Annotated in this window: 17 protein-coding genes; 15 read left to right on the top strand and 2 right to left on the bottom strand. The window is 61.2% G+C overall.

All coding sequences use genetic code 11. The annotated features are described in order from the left end of the window. Positions 1-12: 12 nt before the first annotated feature. From ACQRAQ_RS01870 to ACQRAQ_RS01850, 5 genes are all read left to right on the top strand, one after another. The gene (locus tag ACQRAQ_RS01870) at positions 13-723 is read left to right on the top strand and encodes a TetR/AcrR family transcriptional regulator (RefSeq protein ID WP_154514843.1); all 711 of its coding nucleotides are present in this window, start codon (positions 13-15) and stop codon (positions 721-723) included. 11 nt (positions 724-734) lie between these two features. Continuing rightward, positions 735-5,516, top strand: a complete 4,782-nt coding sequence (locus ACQRAQ_RS01865; RefSeq protein ID WP_427793623.1) for an acyl-CoA dehydratase activase-related protein — start codon at positions 735-737, stop codon at positions 5,514-5,516. Positions 5,517-5,797: 281 nt separating this feature from the next. Further along, positions 5,798-6,757: a 3-hydroxyacyl-CoA dehydrogenase gene (locus tag ACQRAQ_RS01860; RefSeq protein ID WP_427793622.1), complete on the top strand. Its 960-nt coding sequence runs from the start codon at positions 5,798-5,800 to the stop codon at positions 6,755-6,757. 122 nt (positions 6,758-6,879) lie between these two features. Further along, positions 6,880-7,677 (top strand): aminoglycoside N(3)-acetyltransferase, encoded by a 798-nt coding sequence (locus ACQRAQ_RS01855; RefSeq protein WP_427718255.1) that lies wholly within the window; start codon positions 6,880-6,882, stop codon positions 7,675-7,677. Between the two features lie 150 nt (positions 7,678-7,827). Next, a complete protein-coding gene (locus tag ACQRAQ_RS01850; protein WP_427793620.1) occupies positions 7,828-9,564 on the top strand; it encodes an aryl-sulfate sulfotransferase in 1,737 nt (578 codons plus the stop codon). 69 nt (positions 9,565-9,633) lie between these two features. Here ACQRAQ_RS01850 and ACQRAQ_RS01845 read toward each other — a convergent pair whose 3' ends face one another. Together ACQRAQ_RS01845 and ACQRAQ_RS01840 are read right to left on the bottom strand one after the other, a co-directional pair. Beyond that, positions 9,634-10,773, bottom strand: a complete 1,140-nt coding sequence (locus tag ACQRAQ_RS01845; protein ID WP_427793618.1) for a DUF389 domain-containing protein — start codon at positions 10,771-10,773, stop codon at positions 9,634-9,636. 209 nt (positions 10,774-10,982) lie between these two features. Next, positions 10,983-12,686 (bottom strand): OPT/YSL family transporter, encoded by a 1,704-nt coding sequence (locus ACQRAQ_RS01840; RefSeq protein ID WP_427793616.1) that lies wholly within the window; start codon positions 12,684-12,686, stop codon positions 10,983-10,985. Positions 12,687-12,992: 306 nt separating this feature from the next. Between ACQRAQ_RS01840 and ACQRAQ_RS01835 the strand changes: the two genes are divergently transcribed. From ACQRAQ_RS01835 to ACQRAQ_RS01790, 10 genes are all read left to right on the top strand, one after another. Beyond that, complete coding sequence (locus ACQRAQ_RS01835) at positions 12,993-13,844, top strand: type III pantothenate kinase (RefSeq protein WP_427747669.1); 852 nt, start codon at positions 12,993-12,995, stop codon at positions 13,842-13,844. 87 nt (positions 13,845-13,931) lie between these two features. Then, complete coding sequence (locus ACQRAQ_RS01830) at positions 13,932-14,456, top strand: deoxycytidylate deaminase (protein WP_154514829.1); 525 nt, start codon at positions 13,932-13,934, stop codon at positions 14,454-14,456. A 188-nt stretch (positions 14,457-14,644) separates the two neighbouring features. Further along, positions 14,645-14,923, top strand: a complete 279-nt coding sequence (locus tag ACQRAQ_RS01825) for a NifU family protein (RefSeq protein ID WP_370450539.1) — start codon at positions 14,645-14,647, stop codon at positions 14,921-14,923. Between the two features lie 109 nt (positions 14,924-15,032). Further along, the gene (gene lgt / locus ACQRAQ_RS01820; RefSeq protein ID WP_427728036.1) at positions 15,033-15,854 is read left to right on the top strand and encodes a prolipoprotein diacylglyceryl transferase; all 822 of its coding nucleotides are present in this window, start codon (positions 15,033-15,035) and stop codon (positions 15,852-15,854) included. A gap of 145 nt (positions 15,855-15,999) precedes the next feature. Beyond that, positions 16,000-18,183, top strand: a complete 2,184-nt coding sequence (locus tag ACQRAQ_RS01815) for a DUF6020 family protein (RefSeq protein ID WP_427793615.1) — start codon at positions 16,000-16,002, stop codon at positions 18,181-18,183. 165 nt (positions 18,184-18,348) lie between these two features. After that, positions 18,349-19,155, top strand: coding sequence for a YebC/PmpR family DNA-binding transcriptional regulator (locus tag ACQRAQ_RS01810; RefSeq protein WP_154514825.1), 807 nt, complete (start codon positions 18,349-18,351; stop codon positions 19,153-19,155). Positions 19,156-19,320: 165 nt separating this feature from the next. Continuing rightward, on the top strand, positions 19,321-19,866 hold the full coding sequence (locus ACQRAQ_RS01805) for a hypothetical protein (RefSeq protein WP_175406071.1): 546 nt from the start codon (positions 19,321-19,323) through the stop codon (positions 19,864-19,866). Beyond that, positions 19,859-20,236: a DUF2273 domain-containing protein gene (locus tag ACQRAQ_RS01800; RefSeq protein ID WP_427747672.1), complete on the top strand. Its 378-nt coding sequence runs from the start codon at positions 19,859-19,861 to the stop codon at positions 20,234-20,236. The genes ACQRAQ_RS01805 and ACQRAQ_RS01800 overlap by 8 nt, the downstream gene beginning before the upstream one ends. Positions 20,237-20,280: 44 nt before the next feature. Next, on the top strand, positions 20,281-20,802 hold the full coding sequence (locus ACQRAQ_RS01795; RefSeq protein ID WP_154514821.1) for an Asp23/Gls24 family envelope stress response protein: 522 nt from the start codon (positions 20,281-20,283) through the stop codon (positions 20,800-20,802). A 207-nt stretch (positions 20,803-21,009) separates the two neighbouring features. Next, positions 21,010-22,032 carry a YitT family protein gene (locus ACQRAQ_RS01790; RefSeq protein WP_427728028.1) on the top strand — a complete coding sequence of 341 codons (1,023 nt, stop codon included), beginning with the start codon at positions 21,010-21,012 and terminating at the stop codon, positions 22,030-22,032. Positions 22,033-22,080 lie beyond the last annotated feature (48 nt).

Raw genomic sequence — 22,080 nt, 5'->3', positions numbered from 1 at the left:
CAAGGAGGACGCTTGTCCCAGCTCGAGAAATGCGATCGCCGGTCCCTTCGCTCGCAGCGTGCCCTTCGCCAGGCACTTGCCAGCGAGCTTGCCGAAAGCGGCGATCTTTCGCGCATTAACGTCGCGTCGCTCACCGAGCGCGCCGGCCTTACGCGCCGTACGTTCTATTCGCATTACCGCGATATCCCCGACTTTATCAATCAAATCGAGGACGGCTTGCTGGCCGAGATCCGTGAGCGTATTGAGCTCATCACCGCAGCTCGGCTGCCCGATCTCTATCACAACATCGATGAGCTCGAGCCGGCGCCCGGTTCGGTTGAGCTACTGCGTTATCTTGCGGCCAACCGCGACTTGATCGGTGCGCTGCTGGGTCCGGGCGGCGACCAGGCCTTCATTAAAAGGATTATCGACACCGCGCGTGAGGCTGTGGTGCCGCGTGCACAGACGGGCATTTTGGGCCTGGCGCTGGGCACGTTCTTTGACTACTACGTCACCTACGTCGTGAGTGCCGAGGTCGGCATGATTCAGCGCTGGTTTGAGCGTGGGCTCACCGAATCGCCCGAGGCCATGGCGCGCATGATGACGGTGCTCGCTTTTGTGCGTCCTGGTGACCTGTATGGCCAACCCATCGATATCAACGTGCCGGAGTACGGCATGAAGCTATTGAACTTGCAGCTCGAGGACGCGGCCGACACCGCCGTAACCGTCGAGTCCAACAACTAAGAGGAGAGACAATGAGCAAACTCGTCGAGGGCATCAAGGACCGCATGGTCGCCGCCGCACGCGAGGCTGCGCCCACCGTGGTGGACGCCGCGCAGAAGGCCGCGACCACGGCTGCCGAGAAAGTTGCCGAGGCAGTTGCCGATGCCAAGAACTCGGTAGGGGAGACGTCCGTCGCTAGCGAGCCCGCTACCGTCGCCGACCCCGCAGCCGCCGCCCACGCCCCCGAAGGCGCGATCTTCAACCCCGACAACGCCCACGGCAACCTGCACCTGGGCATCGACGTTGGCTCCACCACCGTTAAGCTCGCCGTGCTCAACGATGACAACCAGATCGTCTACGCCAAGTACCAGCGCCATCACACCGACGTCCGCGCCTGCGCCCGCGACCTGTTCGAGGGCGCTGCGGCCGTGCTGCCGACGGCCCAAATGACCTGCGCCATTACCGGCTCGGGCGGCCTGCTGCTGTCCCAGTGGCTCGACCTGGAGTTTGTCCAGGAGGTCATCGCCAGCAAGCGTGCCGTCGAGACCCTCATCCCGGCCACCGATGTCGCCATCGAGCTGGGCGGCGAGGACGCCAAGATCATCTACTTCGATAACGGCATTGAGCAGCGCATGAACGGCACCTGTGCCGGCGGTACGGGTGCGTTCATCGACCAGATGGCAACCCTGCTGCACACCGACGCCAGCGGCCTTAACGAACTCGCGGCCAACGCCACCACCATCTATCCCATCGCCAGCCGCTGCGGCGTTTTTGCCAAGACCGACGTGCAGCCGCTGCTCAACGAGGGCGCCCGCCCCGAGGACGTGGCCGCCTCCATCTTCCAGGCCGTCGTGACCCAGACCATCTCGGGCCTGGCGTGCGGCCGTCCCATCCGCGGTAACGTCGCCTTCCTGGGCGGCCCGCTGCAGTATCTCTCCGAGCTGCGCCATCGCTTCTACCTCACGCTCAACCTGGACGAGGAGCACCGCATCGTGCCCCAAAATGCCCACCTGTTTGTGGCGAGCGGTGCCGCCATGGCGCACGAGTCCAATAAGCTCAGCACGTTCCCGCAGCTCATCGAGGCCATCGATGCCCTGGGTGACACACAGGGCGCCGAGGTCGAGCGTCTGGATCCGCTCTTTGCCACCGACGAGGACTTTGCCGAGTTCAAGACCCGCCACGACACCGAGGTCGTCCCCAAGGGCAAGCTCGAAGGCTACACCGGTCGCGTGTTCATCGGTATCGACGCCGGTTCCACCACCATGAAGGCCGCGCTCGTGGGCGAGGACGGTCAGTTGCTGCATACCTGGTACGGCAACAACAACGGTGACATCCTGGGTACGGCCAAGGTCATCATGGCCGATTTCTACAACCACATCCCCGCCGGCTGCACCATCGGCCACGTGACCACCACGGGTTACGGCGAGGCGCTGCTCATCGAGGCCCTCAAGGCCGACTCCGGCGAGATCGAGACCGTCGCGCACCTGCGCGGAGCCAAGGCATTCCTGCCCGGCGTCGAGTTTATCCTGGACATTGGCGGTCAGGACATGAAGTGCCTGCGCGTAAAGGACGGCGTCATCGAGCACATCATGCTCAACGAGGCCTGCTCGTCGGGCTGCGGTAGCTTTATCGAGAGCTTCGCCGTCTCTATGAACATGGACGTGCGCGCGTTCGCCGACGCCGCCATCCATGCCAAGGCTCCGGTGGACCTGGGCAGTCGCTGCACGGTCTTTATGAATTCGCGTGTTAAGCAGGCGCAAAAGGAAGGCGCCACGGTGGGCGACATCGCGGCCGGTCTGTCCTATTCCGTCATTAAGAATGCCCTGTTCAAGGTCATTAAGCTGCGCGATCCCAAGGAGATCGGAAGCCAGGTGATCGTCCAGGGCGGCACCTTTATGTCCGATGCCACGCTGCGCGCGTTTGAGCAGCTCACCGGCGTTCACGCCGTGCGTCCCGACATCGCCGGCTGCATGGGCGCCTATGGTGCAGCCTTGCTCGCCCGCGATCGCGCTGGCGCCGACGGCACCTCGACCATCCTTTCGGCCGAGGACATCGCGCACCTCACTGTGACGCAAAAGCACGTCCGCTGCGGCCGTTGCTCCAACAACTGCCAGCTCACTGTCAACGACTTTGGCGGCGGCAGGCGCTTCATTACCGGCAACCGCTGCGAGAAGGGCGCCGGCCACAAAAAGCAAAAGACCGAGGCCCCCAACCTCTTCAAAAAGAAAAACGAGTTGCTCTTTAATCGCGAGGTACTGAGCCCCGACGAGGCCCCGCGCGGCACCGTGGGTATCCCGCGCGCACTCAACATGTACGAGAACTACCCCTTCTGGCACGCGTTCTTTACGCGCTTGGGCTTTAGCGTGCAGCTGTCCGACCAGTCGAGCAAGAAGACCTACCAGGCGGGCATCGAGTCCATGCCGTCCGAGAGCGTGTGCTATCCGGCCAAGATGAGCCACGGCCACGTGATGAACCTTATCGACCGCGATGTCGACTTTATCTGGATGCCGTGCGTGCGCTGGGAGCGCAAGGAGGATCCGACGGCTGGCAATTGCTATAACTGCCCCATCGTCATGAGCTACCCCACGGCGCTGGCACTCAATATCGACGAGATTCGTGAGCAGAATATCGAGTTCCTGTACCCGTTTGTGCCCTATCACGACAAGACCGAGCTCAAGCGCCGCTTGTACCAGGTGCTTGCCGTCGACCGCGTGGCCGATGCTGAGGCCGGTCGCGGTCGCGTGCGCGGTCCCAAGATCACGCGCTCCGAGGTCGATGCCGCCGTCAACGCTGCCTTTGAGGCCGATGCACGCTTCCACGAGGATATCCAGACCATAGGCGAGGAGACCCTTAAGTGGGTCGAGGACCACGGCGGTCACGGCATCGTGCTCGCCGGCCGCCCCTACCACAACGACCCCGAGATCAACCACGCCCTGCCCGAGCTTATCTCGAGCTTTGGCTTTGCGGTCTTTACCGAGGATTCGCTTGCGCACCTGGTGAAGCCCGAGCGCCCCATCCGCGTCGTCGACCAGTGGATGTACCACAGCCGCCTGTACGCTGTCGCCCGTTTTGTTACGATGCGCAACGACCTGGACCTGATCCAGCTCAACTCTTTCGGCTGCGGCCTGGACGCTCTGACTACCGATCAGGTGCAGGAGATTCTGGAGGCCAGCGGCAAGATCTACACCGTGCTCAAGATCGACGAGGTGTCCAACCTGGGCGCCGCGCGCATCCGCATCCGCTCGCTCATGGCCGCGCTTAAGGACCAGGAGGCTGAGCGCTTGGCCGAGGCCGCGGCCGCGGGCGAGACCTACGAGCAGGGCGATGCCGCGCCGGTGGCTCCCTCCACGGATGCCCCCGCATTCGCGAGCCGCAAGTACACGTTCGAGGCTCAGCGCGAGAGCGCATCGACCGCGTGGCCCAAGGTGCCCTTTACCGAGCAGATGCGCGAGGAGGGCTACACCATCCTGTGCCCGCAGATGGCGCCGATCCACTTTGACCTGGTCAAAGAGGTGTTCCGCGGTGCCGGCTACAACTTGGAGCTGCTGCCCTCGACCGATCACGACGCCGTCGAGGCCGGCCTGCGCTATGTGAACAATGACATTTGCTATCCGTCCATTTTGGTGACCGGCCAGATTATGGAGGCCATCGAGAGCGGCCGGTACGACCTGTCCAAGACGGCCGTGGTTATCAGCCAGACTGGCGGCGGCTGCCGTGCCACCAACTACATCGCACTCATCCGCAAGGCCCTGCGCGAGAGCGGCCACCCCGAGATTCCGGTGATCTCGCTTTCGGCGGTAGCGCTCGGTGAGGACAACCCCGGCTTTAAGATTACGCCGGCGCTGCTTAAGCAGGCAGTCTACGCGGTGCTCTTTGGCGACGTGATGATGCAGATGCTTTATCGCTGTCGTCCATACGAGGCTACGCCCGGTGCCGCCAACGCACTCTACGAGGAGTACATGGCGCGCGCCCGCAAGCTGGCGCCCAAGTTCAACCGCCACAACTACACCAAGCTGTGCCGCGAGGCCATCCGCGCGTTCGACACCATGCCGCTCGTGGGCGAGGGCACCAAGCCGCGCGTGGGCGTGGTCGGCGAGATCTTGGTCAAGTTCCACCCCACAGCCAACAACCACGTGGTCGACGTTATCGAGCGCGAGGGCTGCGAGGCCGTGGTGCCGGGCCTGCTCGACTTCTTCCTGTACTCCATGAGCAACGCCGAGCTGCAGAAGGATGAGCTCGGAAGCTCTGCAACCACGCGCGCTGGTATGCAGGCGCTCATCAAGCTCGTGGACTGGATGCGTACGCCGGTGGAGGAGCTGCTCCAAAAGTCCCGCCGCTTTGAGGCGCCCGAGCGCATCGGCACCATGGCGGACAAGGCCCGTACGGTGCTTTCGGTTTGCAACAACATGGGCGAAGGCTGGCTGCTCACGGCCGAGATGCTCGACCTGATTGACCATGGCGCGCCCAACATCATCTGCACGCAGCCCTTTGCGTGCCTGCCTAACCACGTGGTGGGCAAGGCCGTGATCAAGGAGCTGCGCCGTCGGCACCCCGAGAGCAACATTGTCGCAGTGGACTACGACCCCGGCGCGTCCGAGGTCAACCAGCTCAACCGCATTAAGCTCATGATCAGCGTGGCCAAGGAAAACATGCGCGCCGGTAAGGGCTTTAAGCTCGAGAAGGTGGCGCCGCTCGCGATGGACGAGGTCACCGGCCAGATGCGTGCCCATGATGGCTGCGTGAGCTGTGGCTCGGTCAGCGAGGAGGCCGTTGCATCGGTCGCCAAGCGTCTGGGGCGCGGCATTAAGAAGTAGTTGGCCTGCTATGTGCTAGATATGAGACAAACGGGTGGTAGCCGTATCGGCTACCACCCGTTTTTGCTGGACATATGCTGCGTAAACGCCCCAACTATCACCTCTTCCGAAGGCGACGTCTCAGTGGCACCAAAAATCGCTCTTGGAACCCTGAGATAATGAACATATGTAGCCGTTCGCCGCAAATTACCGTCCGTTTATGGAACCCACCCCCAGCGCGCGTCATCCTTACGGTTGAATAAATACACATCCATGGAATTACGTAAGAGAGGACTGTTCCTATGAGCTACAAGACCGTTTGTGTTGCCGGTGGCGGCGTGTTGGGAAGCCAGATTGCCTTTCAGGCTGCCTACTGCGGCTTCGATGTGACGATCTGGCTGCGCAGCGAGGGCAGCATCGGCCGCACTCAGCCCAAGATCGATCATGTGCGCGAGGAGTACATCGCGGCTATCGAGGGCATGGCGGACGGCACGGGCGAGTGGTGTGCCGGTATCGCCGATAGCGACCAGCCCTTCGACAAGGAGGCGGCGCTCGCCGCCGTCGATCGTGCCTACTCCACACTCAAGCTAGAGCTCGATCTTGCCAAGGCAGTGGCCGACGCCGATCTGGTTATCGAGTCGATGGCCGAGGACACCCAGGCAAAGATCGACTTCTACAAGAAGCTCGCCCCGGTTCTCCCGCAAAAGACCGTTGTCGTGACGAACTCCTCCACGCTGCTGCCGAGCACCTTTGCCAAGTACACCGGCCGCCCCGAGAAGTACCTGTCGCTGCACTTTGCCAACTCCATCTGGAAGAACAACATGACCGAGGTCATGGCTCAGGACCAGACCGACAAGCGCTATTTCGATGAGCTCGTCGACTTTGCCAGCGACATCCGTATGCTTGCCCTGCCCGTCAACAAGGAAAAGAACGGCTATCTGCTCAATTCCATGCTGGTGCCGTGGCTGCTTTCGGGCCTTGATCTGTACGTCTCGGGCGTCAGCGACCCCAAGAGCATCGACCTCGCATGGACGCGCGGCACTGGCGCGCCCAAGGGCCCGTTCCGCGTGTTCGACACCGTGGGCATCCAGACGGCCTATAACATCGTCATGCAGTATCAGAAGGTGCCGGGCTTGGTGAGCCCGCTGCTCAAAAAGATGATGATGCCCTACAACTTTAAGGCCATGGCATCCGTCCTCAAGCAGATGCTCGACGAAGGCAAGCTGGGCGAAAGCTCGGGCGAGGGCTTCTTCAAGTACTAAAAAGATTCCTCGGCAACATTGAGAAACGTATCTTTTGCATTGTCGATGCGCCGCATGGCCCGTGTGCCATTTTGGCGCATGACGCAAATGCAACTGATGCGTGGGGATAGAGGGGAACGGCAATGGATCGGCAAATCGTGCTTAAGCAGGATATCCTCGACGCGCTCTCCGCCGTCGGTATGTGCGCGGGGCAGACGGTTATGGTCCATTGCTCGCTCAGCGCGCTTGGATATGTGTGCGGCGGCGCTCAACCAGTGATCGAGGCGCTGCTCCAGACGGTGGGCGAAACCGGCACCGTCATGATGCCGACGCAATCATGGAAAAACTTGGACCCCGAGAGCGGCGTTCATTGGCAAGAGCCCCAAGAATGGTGGCAGTTGATTCGCGATAACTGGCCTGCCTATGACAAGCGCATCACGCCCACCAACACGATGGGAGCCGTAGCCGAAATGTTTCGCACGTGGCCGGGTACGCTCAGGAGCGATCACCCGGCGCGTTCGGTGGCGGCAAATGGCCGGCATGCGCAGTTCCTGACGGAGAACCACGACCTAAGCAATATCTTTGGCAACGGATCGCCCATCGCTCGCCTGTACGATTTGGACGGCTACGTGCTGCTTGTGGGCGTGGGCTACGACAAGAATACGTCACTGCATTTAGCAGACGCCCGTGCACAGTACCCCCGCAAACACGACTGCGTTGAGCACAGTGCGGTCATGGAAAACGGCCGACGCGCATGGAAGGAATACCGCACGCTCTATGTCGACGGCGAGGACTTCGACGAGATCGGCGCTGCTTTTGAGCGGGAATGTACGGTCAGCACCGCGCCGCTCGGCAACGGGACAATCCGCTTTATGCGCCAACGCGAACTTGTCGACTTTGCCGTGGACTGGATCGAGCACCATCGCGGCCGCTCCGATTGATCACTTGGGAGCGGAAGGGTTGCGGATTCCCTTCGCGCCCCGCGTTTCCGTATCGCTACAAGCTTAAACTTGCATTAAGGGGCGTTTGTTAAACTGCGAGTCATAATTAGACAGGGCTGGTCAAACGCCGTGGTATATGAGGGAACAACAATGGTATTCAAAGACGGTAACGATATGGAATTGAGTGACAAGGACAGCAGACTGTTTTCGCGTCGAGCGGCTCTTGCGGGTGCGGCGGGCACGCTGGCGCTTGCCGGGACAGGGCTCATGGGCTGCTCGGTCGGCGGGGCCGGCACGGGCGCCGCATCTACTGCGAGCAACGAGCTCACTGACGAGCAAAAGAAACTCCACAAGCAGATTGTCGCGACCTACGACGTCGAGAAGCAGGCGGCCATCAAGGAGCGGCTCGATGCCGAGTACGCTGACGGCGGCTACAACGAGACCACTCCGTTTATCGCGCAGGATCCCTTTGGCACCGATACCCTGAGCTGCTACGTTCGCTTTGCGACAACGGATTCCGTAACCGTCTCCTACAAGGTCGCCGGTCGCAAAAAGACTGGTGACACGCCCAAGGTCGCCGCGTTTTCCCATACGCCCCACGGCGGCGACGCGCCGGCCACGGAACACGAGTTCAAGGTCATCGGCCTCATTCCCAACCACAAAAACACGGTAACCATCACTTGCACGGCACAAGATGGTATCAGCCGCACCTCGACGTTCACGGTCAAGACGCCGGCTCTCAAAGGCGAGGAAGAAGAGCAGCTCGCCGTCACGTCGGGGGAGTCCAATACGCCGCTTGCCGATGGTCTCTTTACTATTCTGGGCAACGACTCGTCCAAGCTCGACTTTATGTACCTCTACGACAACGACGGCCAGATTCGCGGCGAGGTGCCGATTGTCGGCTACCGCAGCCACCGCCTGCTGTTCCCGGGCGACGGCAGCATGATCATGAGCGTCTCGACTACCAAGATGGCCCAGATCAACGCCATCGGACAGGTGGTAAACGTCTGGAGCACGGGCGACTACGAGCTACACCACGACTACGCTTTCGATGACGATGGCAACCTGCTGGTGCTGGCGAGTCACGCCGGCTCCGAAGCCGATTTGGACGTCGATCGCGCGGCTGCCAAAAAAGATAAGGATGATCGCGTTAATGTAGAGGACCTCATCATTAAGGTCGACATAACAACAGGTGACGTTTCTCTCGTCGTGGACCTGGGCGATATATTCCCCGACCTCAAGGCAAGTGCCAAGGTTGCCTCGGACGGCGACCTGGATTGGATTCACATCAACACGATCCAGTGGCTCGGCGGCGGCACCGTTTTGCTCAGCTCGCGCGAGACCTCAACGGTCATCAAGCTCACGGATATCTACGGTACGCCTACGGTCGATTGGCTTATGGGCTCGCCAGAGTTTTGGGCCGGCTCGGGCTTTGAGGACAAGTTGCTGCAGGCTCAAGGCGATTTTTCGCTCAACGCAGGCCAGCATAGTGTGACCTATCTGCCAAACGACGAGACGACCGCGACTGGCCGCTACCAGGTGCTGCTATACGACAACAACTTTGGTGTTGCCGAGAGCTATCCCAAGTTCGACTGGGGCCAGCTGGGCGCTGCGGTAGTGACCGACTACAGCAAAGGAACGCATTCGTTTGGGCGCATTTTTACGGTGGACGAGACCGCGCGCACCTACGAGCTTGTGGACCAGATCGCAGTGCCGTTCTCAGGTTACGTAAGTAGTGCGCAGCGCGTCGGCGATTCGAATAGCATGCTCGTGGCATCGGGCATAGCCAAGACCTTTGCCGAGTACGATCGCTATGGACTGCCCATTGCCACGTACGAGATGCAAGCCGAGAAGTACATCTACCGCGTGTACAAGTACGAGCTGTAGCGCTGCGCTTGGCTGTGCCTGTGCCCCGCGGCTGCGCGCGCTCGTACCGGGCCTACCTCGCGTTCCGCATCACTTCACGTCAAACTCCACGCGATCGAGTTCGGGTACGTTGAGGTCGATGAGCTTGCGGGCAACACGGCGGTCGTGCGCTCCGAGCGTCTCGCTTGTCGTTACGCGAGCGACAGTCTGGCGCTCGACAACGCCCTCCTTGTCGCCTTCGGCGGCCGAGGTCTCGACGGCGACGGTGTAATCCTTAAAGCCTGGCAGCACCGCCGCAAGTTCGCGCGTGGTTTCAGTGACGCCGTAGCCGTCTTGCACGCCGGCCTGCGCCGAGCCAATAGATCCCGCCGTCATAATAATGCAGGGGATGGCAAAGATCACCGTGCCCACGATGATGCGGCGGCGCACCTTGCGCGATAGCTCGTTGACCTCGGCGTTTTCTTCAGCAGTCACAATACCGTCGCCGTTCAGGTCGCGCTTGAGCGGCACGCGCAAAAGAAGCAGCACGGCTTCGGCAGCCAGTGCGATAAAGATCACGTTGACGCCAAACTCATAAAGCGCCGAGAGAAACAGTGACCCGCTTGCAATGGCGATGCCATAGCCCGCCGCGCACAGGGGCGGCATGAGCGCGGTCGCCACGGCCACGCCGGCGATAAGCGTGGCAGGTTCCTGGTCACGCGAGTTGCCCAGCCCGCCCGCAAAGCCGCCCGCGAGCGCGACGGCAAGGTCCCACACAGTGGGCGTCGAGTTGTCGATGATGGCGGCCGTGGTGGTGCCAAGGGGCGAGAGCTTAAAATACAGCGTGGACGTGATCAGACAAAAGGCCATCTGTAGCGCGAGGCCGGCGACGGCCTCGACGGCAATCTCGCGGTCGAGCGTGGCGATGCCATATGCCATGGCAAGGACCGAGCCCATGAGTGGGCAGATGAGCATGGCGCCCACGATGGCAATGTCCGAGTCGATATCGAGGCCGATGCTCGCGATGAGCATGGCGATGATGAGGATGCATAAGTGCGAGCCGGTCAGCCGCGCCCCGTTTACAAAGCGCTTGCGAATCACGTGATAGGGCGCGCGACCCTCGCGAATGTTGAATGCGCGCTTTAGGAAGCGGCCGGTGTTCTCCAGGGCCTCACTATGGGCAGGTCGAATGCCGTGGCGCCGGTGATGGCGTTTGCGTAGTCGCTTGATCTGTTGTTTGTCGAGTTCCATGTCCACCTCGTATTGCCGCAGGAACGCGGGTGCGCTCGCAGCATGTACTCTACACCGTGGCGGGCGGGGCGGTCATCTTGACGTGAAACTTAGACGAGCAGGTAAGGGGGACGTCAAATGCGGTTGCGGCCGAGTGTTTCGACAGATACAGAGCGCGGGGCCGGATGGTCTCCGGCCCCGCGCTCTGTACGGGTACGTTGTTGTTGGGTTTAGCCCAGCAGACTCAGGCCGACGGAGACAAACGCCAGGATAACGCCAACGACAGACTCGCCTCCCAACAGGCCGCTGGCGACGACCAGGCCCTGCTCCTGGAAGGCAGCATCCTTGGAAGCCTTCTCTTTGCCCGAAAGACCGGCACCGGCGTCGCGGTGGGCTGCCCACTTGTCGTAGGCGAGCTTGACGCAGGAGCCCAAGAAGGCCGTGAGCGACATGTAGAACGGCAGGTACACGCCCAGACCGATCATCATGGCCGGAATGCCGAGCCAATACATGACGATGCCGGCGATAAAACCGCCTGCGAACCACGGCACGCTCGGGATGCCCGAGACCATGGTGGCGACTACGCTTGACTGCGCGGCCACAAAGCTCTTGTCGGGACCAAAGGCGTCCGGACCATAGGCGGTGACGAGCGCGACCATGACGGCGGCAGCGACCAGTGCGCCCACGATGCCGCCGATGGCCTGGCCGATCCACTGTGCGCGCGGGTTGGTGCCCAGCACGGCGCCGGCCTTAAAGTCGTTCATGACGTCGCCCGCAAGGCCGCACGCCACGGCCACGATGCCGGCGATAAAGAACAGCTTGACCTGCGCAAGCTGCGCGAAGGCCGCTACGATGAGCATGACGATGAGGCCAAAGATTTCCATGGGGTCGATACCCGTCTGGCCGCAGCTCTGCGCACTCATGATGGTGGTGACAAAGGTGAACAGCGTGACGATGACGGCTGGGACGGGGCCAAGGTCGAGCGCGATGGCGATGATCACGGCGATGGCGGCGGTGCCCAGGCCGATGATGCCGGCGTCGAGCTTAAGCGAGCCCGAGATGAGCGACTGCTCGTCGGTGTCGGTGGAGCTGTCGGCGACAAGACCGCGGACGATACCGGCGACCTGCGGCAGGATGTCTTTAAGGACGACGGCGACGCCAAAGCCCATCATAAGGCCCATACCTAAGGACTTGACGATACCCTGCGCGGTCACAATATCGAACAGGCCGGCAGCGGTGCCGCCGACGATAATGCCAAAGTTGCCCAGCAGCGCGCCGGCAAACCAGAAGGCGACGGGGACAAAGCCCACCAAAAAGCCGATGGACAGCAACATGGGCGAGTTGTAGATGGCAAAGGTCACGCCGGGGATATTGAGCGTGCACAGCATGCTGGGCACCACGCCCAGGGCGTCGCGCAGCACGCTATAGATGCCTGCGATGGCCATGGAGCCAAAGAGCTGCTTGCCGGTCTTGCCGCCAGCCTCGGTAGCACGCAGGGTCTGGGCTGCGGCGTTGCCGGTGGGAAACTCCAGCGCGGCGTCCACGATAAAGTGACGGTGGATGAGCGCCGTTGCCAGAAGGCCCAAAATGGTGCCGGCGAGCGCCACGATAAACATGTCGAGCCAGCTGATCTGGTCGGCATAGCCCAGCATCCAGGCGCCCGGGATGGTAAACGCCAGGCCGCCGGCGACCATGGCACCCGCGGACATGATGGTGTGGGTAACGTTGGCCTCGTTGAGGCTGGCATTGCCCATGAGCTTAAGGAAGAACAACGAGATGACGGCAGCGAAAATGATCGGCCAGGGGAGGGCGCCCATCTTGAGGGCCGTGTAGGCCGAGCTTGCCGTGATAATCACGCAGCCAAGGACGCCGATGACGACGCCGCGCAGCGTGAGTTGACCGCGCATAGAGGTGCGGTTCGAGGGATTGCCCATATAGAACTCCTTTGCGTATATCCGCTTCCCCCGCAAGCGCCGCTACGGATACGGCGCGGGAAGTCGGGTTACCAAGGGCCGCCGCGTGAGCTCGCGCACGACCGCGCATCAGTATAGCGGCAAGGTAGTCATTTTGGGACGGGGCTATTTTAGCTACCCTTTGACAGTCGACGAATTATCTGGGATTGGGGCAAATATCAACCGACATATTGGGGTAGCTAAAATAGCCCCGTCCCAAAATGACTACCTGGGATGGCTGGTTCGGGTAGGCGATATACTGCTGGGCAGACGAAAGGAGCGCCGACGATGCTTAATGGGTGCGCATATATATTGACGGTCGACGTGGGCAACACGTTCATTCGCTTTGGCCTGTTTGCCGAGGATTCGGCCGCGGCGCAGGAATGTCCGCTTGCGACGTGCGAGATCACCACGCCATCGAGCATCACAGCAGACGAGGCGCGCATGCGTCTCGCGCGGGTCATGGCCGCACTGGCGGCCGATGCGGGCATGCCGGGTGCGCTTGTGCCCGCGGCTGCTGTGTTGAGCTGCGTGGTCCCGGCGCTCGAGCGCCCGTGGAAGGTAGCGCTTTCCCGTACCTGCACGGGGCGCGTGCTCACCGTGGGGCCGGGACTTAAGACCGGCATGCCCGTGCATTACGACGACCCGGCCGAGATCGGTCCCGATCGCATCGCCGACGCCGTGGCGGCCCGTGCCGTCTACGGCTCTCCGTGCATCGTGATCGACCTGGGCACTACGACCAATATCGAGGTCATCGATGCACGCGGAACCTTTGTCGGCGGTGTTATCGCGCCGGGGCTGGCGCTCGGCGCTCGCTCGCTCTCGGCCGCTGCGGCGCGCCTGCCGCAAGTCGAGCCCTCGGCACCCACGCATGTGATCGGTCGCAACACGCGCGAGGCCATGCGCTCGGGCGTGGTCTTGGGCGAGGTGGCCCGTATCGACGGCATGCTCGACATGGTGCTTGCCGAGATGCGCTCGACCAAGGCGGCAGGCGAGGGCAGCGTGCCCATTGTCATCACCGGCGACGATGCCGAGGCGCTCGCGGCGTTGGTCGGCCACAGCCTGACGGTAGACGACGCGCTGACGCTGCGGGGTCTCGCCGAGCTGTACCGCATCAACCAAAAGCCTCGCCGCGCATAAAGCCAAGGACGTCGGCGCCGGGAGAAACAGCCCCACCTTTCACCTGCTACAATGGGCCAAACTATTTCGATTTCGGAGGTGTCTGCCATGTCGGACGATCTTCATCAAACCGCGTCGGGCAAGCGCCGCGACGTTATTAGCTGGGACGAGTTCTTTATGAGCGTGGCCATCGCCGCGCAGCGCCGCAGCAAGGATCCCAATACGCAGGTGGGTGCGTGCATCGCCAGCACCAACCACCGCATTCTTTCGGTGGGCTACAACGGTACGCCCTCGGCGCTCAACGACGACTTTTTCCCGTGGGGCACGAGCGATGACCCGCTGCAGGACAAGCATAACTACGTAGTTCATGCCGAGGCCAACGCCGTGCTCAACTACCGCGGCTCGCTCAAGGACCTTGAGGGTTCCACGGTCTACGTCACACTGTTCCCGTGCCACGACTGTGCCAAAATCCTGGCGCAGGTAGGTGTGGGCGAGGTTGTCTATCTGGACAATAAGTACGCCGACACCGACGACGGCCGCATCAGTCGCCGCATTCTCGACTCCTGTGGCATTAGCTTCCGCCAGGTTATCGTCGATGTCCACATTGGTACCGGGGAACAAACTCAGCAGTAGCGGCAGCGTGTACGAGCGCCGGGCGTTGGCAAAAGCGGCTAATTAAGCCCCGTCCCAAATTGACTGTCAAATTAACTGCTCGTGAAAGTCGTGTCCGCGCGCATGGACGGCTCGCGAGCGGGTACATGGCTGTAGTAACATAGCTCTGTCCGCGGGCGCGCCCGCGTTATTGTGAGAAAGGAGCCCCTGTGGCTGTTAACGAAGAGCTGCTTAAGAAGGTTCTTGAAGAGATTCGCCCCAACCTGCAGGCCGACGGCGGCGACATGGAGTATATGGGCGTTGATGACGAGGGCGTCGTCAAGCTGGAGCTCCAGGGTGCCTGCGCCGGTTGCCCCATGAGCGCTCTGACGCTTTCCATGGGCGTCGAGCGTATCCTCAAGGAGCACGTGCCCGGCGTTACGCGTGTCGAGCAGGTCAATGCCTCCGGCGAGGCCGAGGATCTGTACGACGAGTATGCGCCGTTCTGAGAAGCGAAAGCTGCGGGCGATGTGCTCCGCATAGACGTCATGCCCAAATGTGCGGCTGCGAGCGAAAGGCCCGCGGCCGCATTTGTATGTAGGGAGCAGGGGGACCGATATGCTCAACGACCTCTACCATATGCTTGATCCTGTCGCCATTTCGGCGGGGCCCATCACCATCTACTGGTACGGCTTGGCCTATGTGGTCGGAGCTCTGCTCACGGCGGTCGTCATGTACCGCACGCAGCGTCGTTGGGGTTTTGACATTACGGTCGACGACCTGATGAGTGTCGTGGTTGGTGTGGTCTTTGGCCTCATCATTGGCGCCCGTCTGTTCTACGTCATCTTTTACGGTGACGGCTACTACTGGGCGCATCCGCTCGAGATCTTTGCCACCAACGAAGGCGGCATGAGTTTCCATGGCGGCCTGGTGGGCGGCATCATCGGCGGCGTGCTCGTGTGCCGCATGTACAAGCTCGACGCCTGGACCATCGCCGACCTTGCCGTTATCGGTGCTCCGCTGGCCTTGTTCCTGGGGCGCTGCGCCAACTTTGTCAACGGCGAGCTGTGGGGCAAGCCGACCGATCTGCCCTGGGGCGTGATCTTTGGCGGGACAGCGGGCGATATGCCGCGCCATCCATCCCAGCTCTACGAGGCATTTCTCGAGGGCATTGTGCTCTTCTGCATTCTGCAGGTGCTCAGCCGCAAAAAACCGCTGCTGCCCCAGGGTACGTTTATGGGTGTGTTCGTGATGGGGTACGGCATCGTCCGCTTTTTCGTTGAGTTCGTGCGCGTGCCCGATGCCCAGCTGGGCTATCTGTTGGGCGGCGTCATCACCATGGGTCAGCTGCTGAGTTTGCCACTCGTGATTGCGGGCCTGGCGCTCATCATTTTTGCCCTCCGTCGCAACCGTCCCCAGCGCATCTATCTCGACGCCTAACCACCACATACACCACAAAGGGGACAGGCACCTTTGTGGCGGTTTTGCAAGGCAACGATGACAGAACCGTAACGTTTCCCCAGATAAAACCTGCCAAAATAAACCTGTCCCTATTTGGCAGGTTTCTAGAAAGGCTTTTCGGACTGTGAAGGATTCCGATCTCTCCACAACGGCTGCGCGCGACGCCGCCCGCATCGTTTGGTTTAAGCGCTATCCCGCCAAGCAGACGCTCGTCGCATTTTTGCTCGCCCTGCTGGCGACCACGGCGTTTTCCATCGATCCCGCCCCGGTGTCGAGCAACGCGGTCCTGGCGATCGATCCAAAGGCCTCGGGCATGCTTTACGTGTGCTACGAGGTACTCCTCTCATTTGCCGGCCATACCGATGCTGTGATGCTGCTCGCGCTGGCCTGCCTACTCACGCTGCCGTTTCGCTATGTGTTCTTTGGCCGCGGTGACGCTTGGCGCCCCTCGGTCGTGCTGCCATCGCTGTTCTTTGCCGTCTGCATGGTGTTCGGCCGCAGTTACGACCTCACCGATTCGGCCGAGATTGTGCTGGGCGACAAGGCGCGCGTTATCTGCGCTTGGATTGGCGGCGCGGGCTGGATGCTTCTGGCGATTGTGGCCTTCTATCTGGCTTTTGAGTTTTTGGATTGGTTGAGTTCTCGCCGCATTCCGTTTTCGGAGGCGCATTTTGGCCGCGTGTGGCGTGTTACCCACGCCGTGCTCTCGGTCCATCCTTTTGTTGGGCCGTTTCTTGTACTCATGATTGTCTGGGCGCCCACGCTTATCGCCTCGCTGCCCGGCCTCTTTATGGGAGATACGGGCGCGCAGATCCGCCAATGGTTCAACTACCCCAACGGCACGAGCGACTACCTGCGCCTGCTTAACCCCAACGTGCTGCTCAACGGCCATCATCCGGTGGCGCACACGGCCATCATCGGCTCGTGTGTGCAACTGGGGCTTTCGCTATTCAACAGTGCCAATGCGGGTCTTGCCATCTACACCTGCGCCCAATTTGTCATCACGGCCGCCTGCGTGGCCTATTCCATATCGTCGCTGCGCAAGCTGGGCGTGATCCTGCCGGTCCGCGGCGTCATCTTGCTGTTCTTTGCGTTTATGCCGATGTTCTCCAACTACGCGGCACTGCTGACCAAAGACGTACTGTTTGCCGATGCGTTTCTGGTACTGCTCGTTCAGACCGTCAAGCTCGTGGCATGTGGCCTGCCCCGTCGCGATGTCAATGCCGAGCGCGCGGGCGAGCGCACGCCTGTGCTCTTTGCGCGCCACGACTGGCTGTTGCTCGTGCTGGGCGCCATGGGCTCCACGTTTTTGCGCAATGGCGGCCTGGTCTTTCCGTTGGCGGCCTGCGTGATTGCGGCGGCGTTTTGCGCCTGGGACGCGCATGTGGCCCGTCGCGTGGTCAAACAATCTGGCGTCGCACCCTCATGCGCCACGCCGCGCTTCCGCTGGGCCGGCGTTCTCGCGGTGCTCGTGCTCTGCCTTGTCTCCAACATGTACTTTACCAAGGTCTTTATGCCCGAGCACGATATCACGCCGGGTTCCAAGCGCGAGATCCTCTCGATTCCGTTTCAACAGACGGCGCGCTTCGTCCAAAAGCACGACGGCCTTAATTCGGGCGTTAACCCCAAGGTCAAAGACGACGGCACGATTGAGGAAGCTCCCTGCGACGGTCTGGTGACCGATAAGGAACGCGCTGCGATCGATCGGGTGCTTAAGTACGAGAATCTGGGCCGCCGTTACAACCCCGACAAGTCGGATGCCGTAAAAAACTGTTTTAACGAGTACGCCTCGCAGGAGGACATCAAGGCCTATTTTGAGGTGTGGGCCCAGATGTTCAAAAAGGATCCCGAGTGCTATATCTCGGCGCTCATCAATAACTACTACGGCTACTTTTATCCGAGTGCCCGCGATGCGTGGGTCTACAGCACGGCGCGCAGTGCCGAGATCATGGCGAAGCCCGATAACCTCAAGTACTTCGACTTCCATCCGGTCGATAGCAAGGTTGTGCGCTGGTGCGACCACCTGATCAACCTGTATCGCGTGGCAGTACAACGCATCCCGTTTATCTCGCTCACCATGAGCTCGGCCACCTATGTGTGGATCATGATCGCTGTGGTGGTCTATCTGCTACGTCGTCATTCGTGGCGCGGGCTGGCCATTTGGGTGCCGCTGCTGGGCGTGCTCGCCGTGTGCCTGATCGGTCCCTGCAACGGCTCGACCTACATGCGCTACCTGTATCCAGTCATCGCCTGCATGCCCTTCGCCATCGGCGCCACCATCACCCGCAGCGACCTTCTCTGGTTCTAACTTGGTGCAAAGGGGACAGGTTACTTTGCACCAAGGGGCTGCATCATCACGACGCCTTCATTTTGGGGTTTATCTCGCAGGCCACTAGGTATATCATAACGACGTTTGTTTATATTGCCCGAGCATCTGCGCTGGGCTTTAGGTCGAAACCGATAGGAGACACGTATGTCCGGACACTCTAAGTGGGCCACAACCAAGCATCGTAAGGGCGCGCAGGACGCCAAGCGTTCCGCCCTCTTCTCCAAGCTGAGCCGCAACATCACCGTTGCTGCCCGTCTCGGCGGCGACCCGCTGCCCGAGAACAACGCCAGCCTCGCCGCTGCCGTTGCCAAGGCTAAGGCTCAGTCCATGCCCAAGGACAAGATCAAGTCCGCTATCGACAAGGCCTTCGGTTCGGGTGCCGATGCCGCCGTCTACGAGAACATCGTGTACGAGGGCTATGGTCCCGCCGGCGTTGCCGTCTACGTCGACTGCCTGACCGATAACCGCAACCGTACCGCCGCCGATGTCCGTTCCGCCTTCTCCCACGCTGGCGGCAACCTGGGCACCTCCGGCTCCGTCGCCTTCCAGTTTGAGCGCAAGGGCCAGATCGTCGTCGCCAAGGAGATCCTGGACGAGAACGCCAAGAAGGAGACCATGATCGCCAACGGTGCTGCCGGTGACGAGGAAGAGTTCATGATGGCTATCGCCGAGGCCGGTGGCGACGACTACGAGGACGCCGGCGAGGAGTGGATCGTTTGGACCGCCGCCAACGACGTCATGGCTGTTTCCAAGGCGCTCGAGGAGCAGGGCATCCAGGTCAAGGGCTCCGAGACCACCATGGTTCCGACCACCCCGACCGAGGTCTCCGGCGCCGATGCCAAGAAGGTCCAGCGCCTCATCGACCGTCTCGAGGAGCTCGACGACGTTCAGGATGTTTACAGCACCATGGACATGACCGACGAGGTCATCGCTGCCCTCGAGGAGGAGTAGCGCCTGCACGGGTTAAGCTGTGCATATCTGGGCATAATGAAGCGAGCATACAAGCCTCGTGGAATAGATGAGCCGGATCCGCGTGCGTATGGCACCGGACCCGGCTCTTTTATAATGATGCGAATCGTTTTGCATTCTGTGGACCGAAACCTGAAGGGAGCGCGCGTGCGCGTACTCAAACGAGCCCTAGCAATCGTGTACCTTGCCGCCGCCATCGTGGCGCTGGGCACGCTTGTCTGCCAGTTCTGGGGACCGTATACGTATCGCTTTATGCTGCTGTTGCGTGACACCATGCCTCGCGTCGTCGTTACGGTGTGCGCCGCCATCGTGGCACTTGGCGTGCTCATCGGGTTTTTCCGCCTGATGTTCGCGCGTCGCGAGCCGTCCTGCGTGCATCCGGCGGGGGAGCGCAACATCGAGGTCACCCTCGCAGCGCTTTCCTCGTGCGCCCGTGCCGCGGCGGAGTGCGATGATCGCGTGATGGTTGAGCGTATCGAGGCACGCGTTCAAGGCTCCGACGAGTCGCGCGTTCGTTTTAAGGTCGAAGCCATCGCGCTCGACGATAAGGACGTTGCCGCTCTTGCCACCTCAATGCAGCAGCGCATCGAGAAGGCCTGCGACACCATGCTCGGCACGCCGGGCACGACCGCGCGCGTCCGTTTTTTGCCGTCCAAGACTACCGTCCAGACCGTGGAGGTTTCCGGTGAGTGATACTAATCAAGACAAGACCGTCCGCACCCCGCGCCTGACGATCGACCAGAACGCTACGCCGGCAGGCGAGTCCGCCGACACCAAGCCCGAGGCCGGCGAGCAGCACGACAGCGCCGCCAACGACTTTGACGAGGCCATGGGTCTCATCAAGGGTACGGGGGCGGCCATCTGGAGCTATGCCGTCCGTCATCCCAACACCACGCTCGGAGCCGTCGCTGGTTTTGTGCTCGCCGTGCTGGTGCTCACGCTCGGCCTGTGGGACACACTCGTCATCGCATTCTTTGTGCTGATCGGCGCCGTGATTGGCCAGATCCGTGACGGCGAGAACGGGATCGTCAACTTCTTCGGCCGTCTGTTTAGCGGCCGCTAGTATGTATTCGACCGCCGCGTGTGCGGTGGGCATAAGGAGGAACCATGGCTTTTAACACGAAGGTCGATGTGGCCGATACCGAGCTCGAGGCAGACGAGACCGTTGCCGCCGAGGCTGAGGACGTAACGCTCGAGGACGGGGCGCTCGTCGAGGCCGAGCCCGCCGACGATGCGGACGAGGATGATGAGGAAGCGGACGAGTCCGAGGATTCGCTGACCTATTCCAACGGTGTGATCGAGAAGATCGTCGCCATGGCCACCCGCGAGGTGCCGCACGTCCTGGGCATGAAGGGCAACCTTATGCACTTTGTGCAGGAGCAGTTTGGTGCCGAGAACCTGACCAAGGGCGTGACGGTCGAGGTCACCGATGACAACCGCGTGGTCGTCAACATTTCCGTCATTATCGAGTACGGCGCCTACGCACCCGCGATTTTCGACGACGTTAAGGCGCGCGTGACCGAGCGTCTGGCCGCGATGACCGGCCTTGAGGTGGCAGGCGTCAACCTGCGCATCGAGGATGTCATCACCCCCGAGGAGTACGAGCACCGCACCAGCCAGCACGAGTAACCTACCAAATAGGGACAGGTTTGTTTCGATAGGTTTTACCTGCGAAAACGCTAAACGGTCGACCGCGCAAGAAAAAGTGCGGTCGACCGTTTTCTATATGCCCTCGATGTAGTCATACCGCTCGTCTAACTAGGGGTTGCAATCTTCGCGCTCCGCGTTACCCTAATGGGCGAATTGTTTCCAAATTGTTAACGAGGGGTTGCCGTAATGGCCGACGAGCACGAAACAGAAAGCAAGGCATGGGCGATTGAGGCCGCCGCGGCAGAGGCGGCATCGCGTGCCGCCGAGGAGGTGCATCGTCCTCCCGTGGTGCCGATGGAGCGCGTGGTCGATCGTGCCGATATTGAGCGCGGCGAGCGCGCCGGCCGCAAGCGCAGCCAGGAGCCGGGCTTCCCGCGCTTTTTCGCCGAGCTCAATCTGGGCCTGATTCTCACGGCGTTCGCCATCGTTGCGTTTAAAACCCCCAATCACTTTGCCTTCGGCGGAACCTCGGGCGTGTCGGTCATTCTTTCCACGCTGTTCCCGACTCTGCCCGTCGGCGTCTTTATGTGGATCATCAATGCGGTTCTCGTCGTCTTGGGCTTTATCTTTTTGGAGCGCAAGGCAATCCTTTGGAGCGTTTTTGCCTCGTTTGCGCTTTCGGCCTACGTCTCGCTGTTTGAGCTCTTCATTCCGACGGATGTTTCGATGACGGGAGATATGTGGCTCGACCTGTGTTTTGCCGTGATTTTGCCGGCGCTGGGCAGTGCCATTGTCTTTGACATTGGCGCCTCAACGGGTGGCACCGATATCCTTGCCATGATCCTCAAGCGTCGCACGACGCTCGAGATCGGACGCGCCTTGCTACTGGTCGATATCGGCATCGTGACCATCGCGGCCTTTTTGTACGGTCCGCGCGTTGGCCTGTACTGCGTGCTCGGCCTGTTTGCCAAGACGCTTGTGGTCGACAAGGCCATCGAGAGCATTCACTTGCGCAAGGTCTGTACGATTATTTGCGCAGAGCCACGCAAAGTCGAGGAGTTTATCGTCAAGCATCTCAACCGCACGGCAACGATCAGCCGCGGCTACGGTGCCTTCTCGGGCAATTGCGTCACAGTGATTATGAGCGTGCTGAGCCGTCGCGAAGCAGTGCAACTGCGCCGCTATACCCGCGATATCGATCCAGATGCGTTTATCACGATCGTTGACAGCTCCGAGATCGTGGGCAAGGGCTTCCGCGGCACGAACTAGCGCGGATATACCCTTCGAACCATTGAATAAAGCCGCCTACGTTTCAAA

The sequence above is a fragment of the Collinsella sp. SGI.178 genome (genome assembly GCF_050313495.1).
In the GTDB taxonomy this organism is placed as follows: domain Bacteria; phylum Actinomycetota; class Coriobacteriia; order Coriobacteriales; family Coriobacteriaceae; genus Collinsella.
The sequence above is the reverse complement of the archived record's forward strand: the minus strand, read 5'-3'. Positions and strand labels throughout refer to the sequence as shown.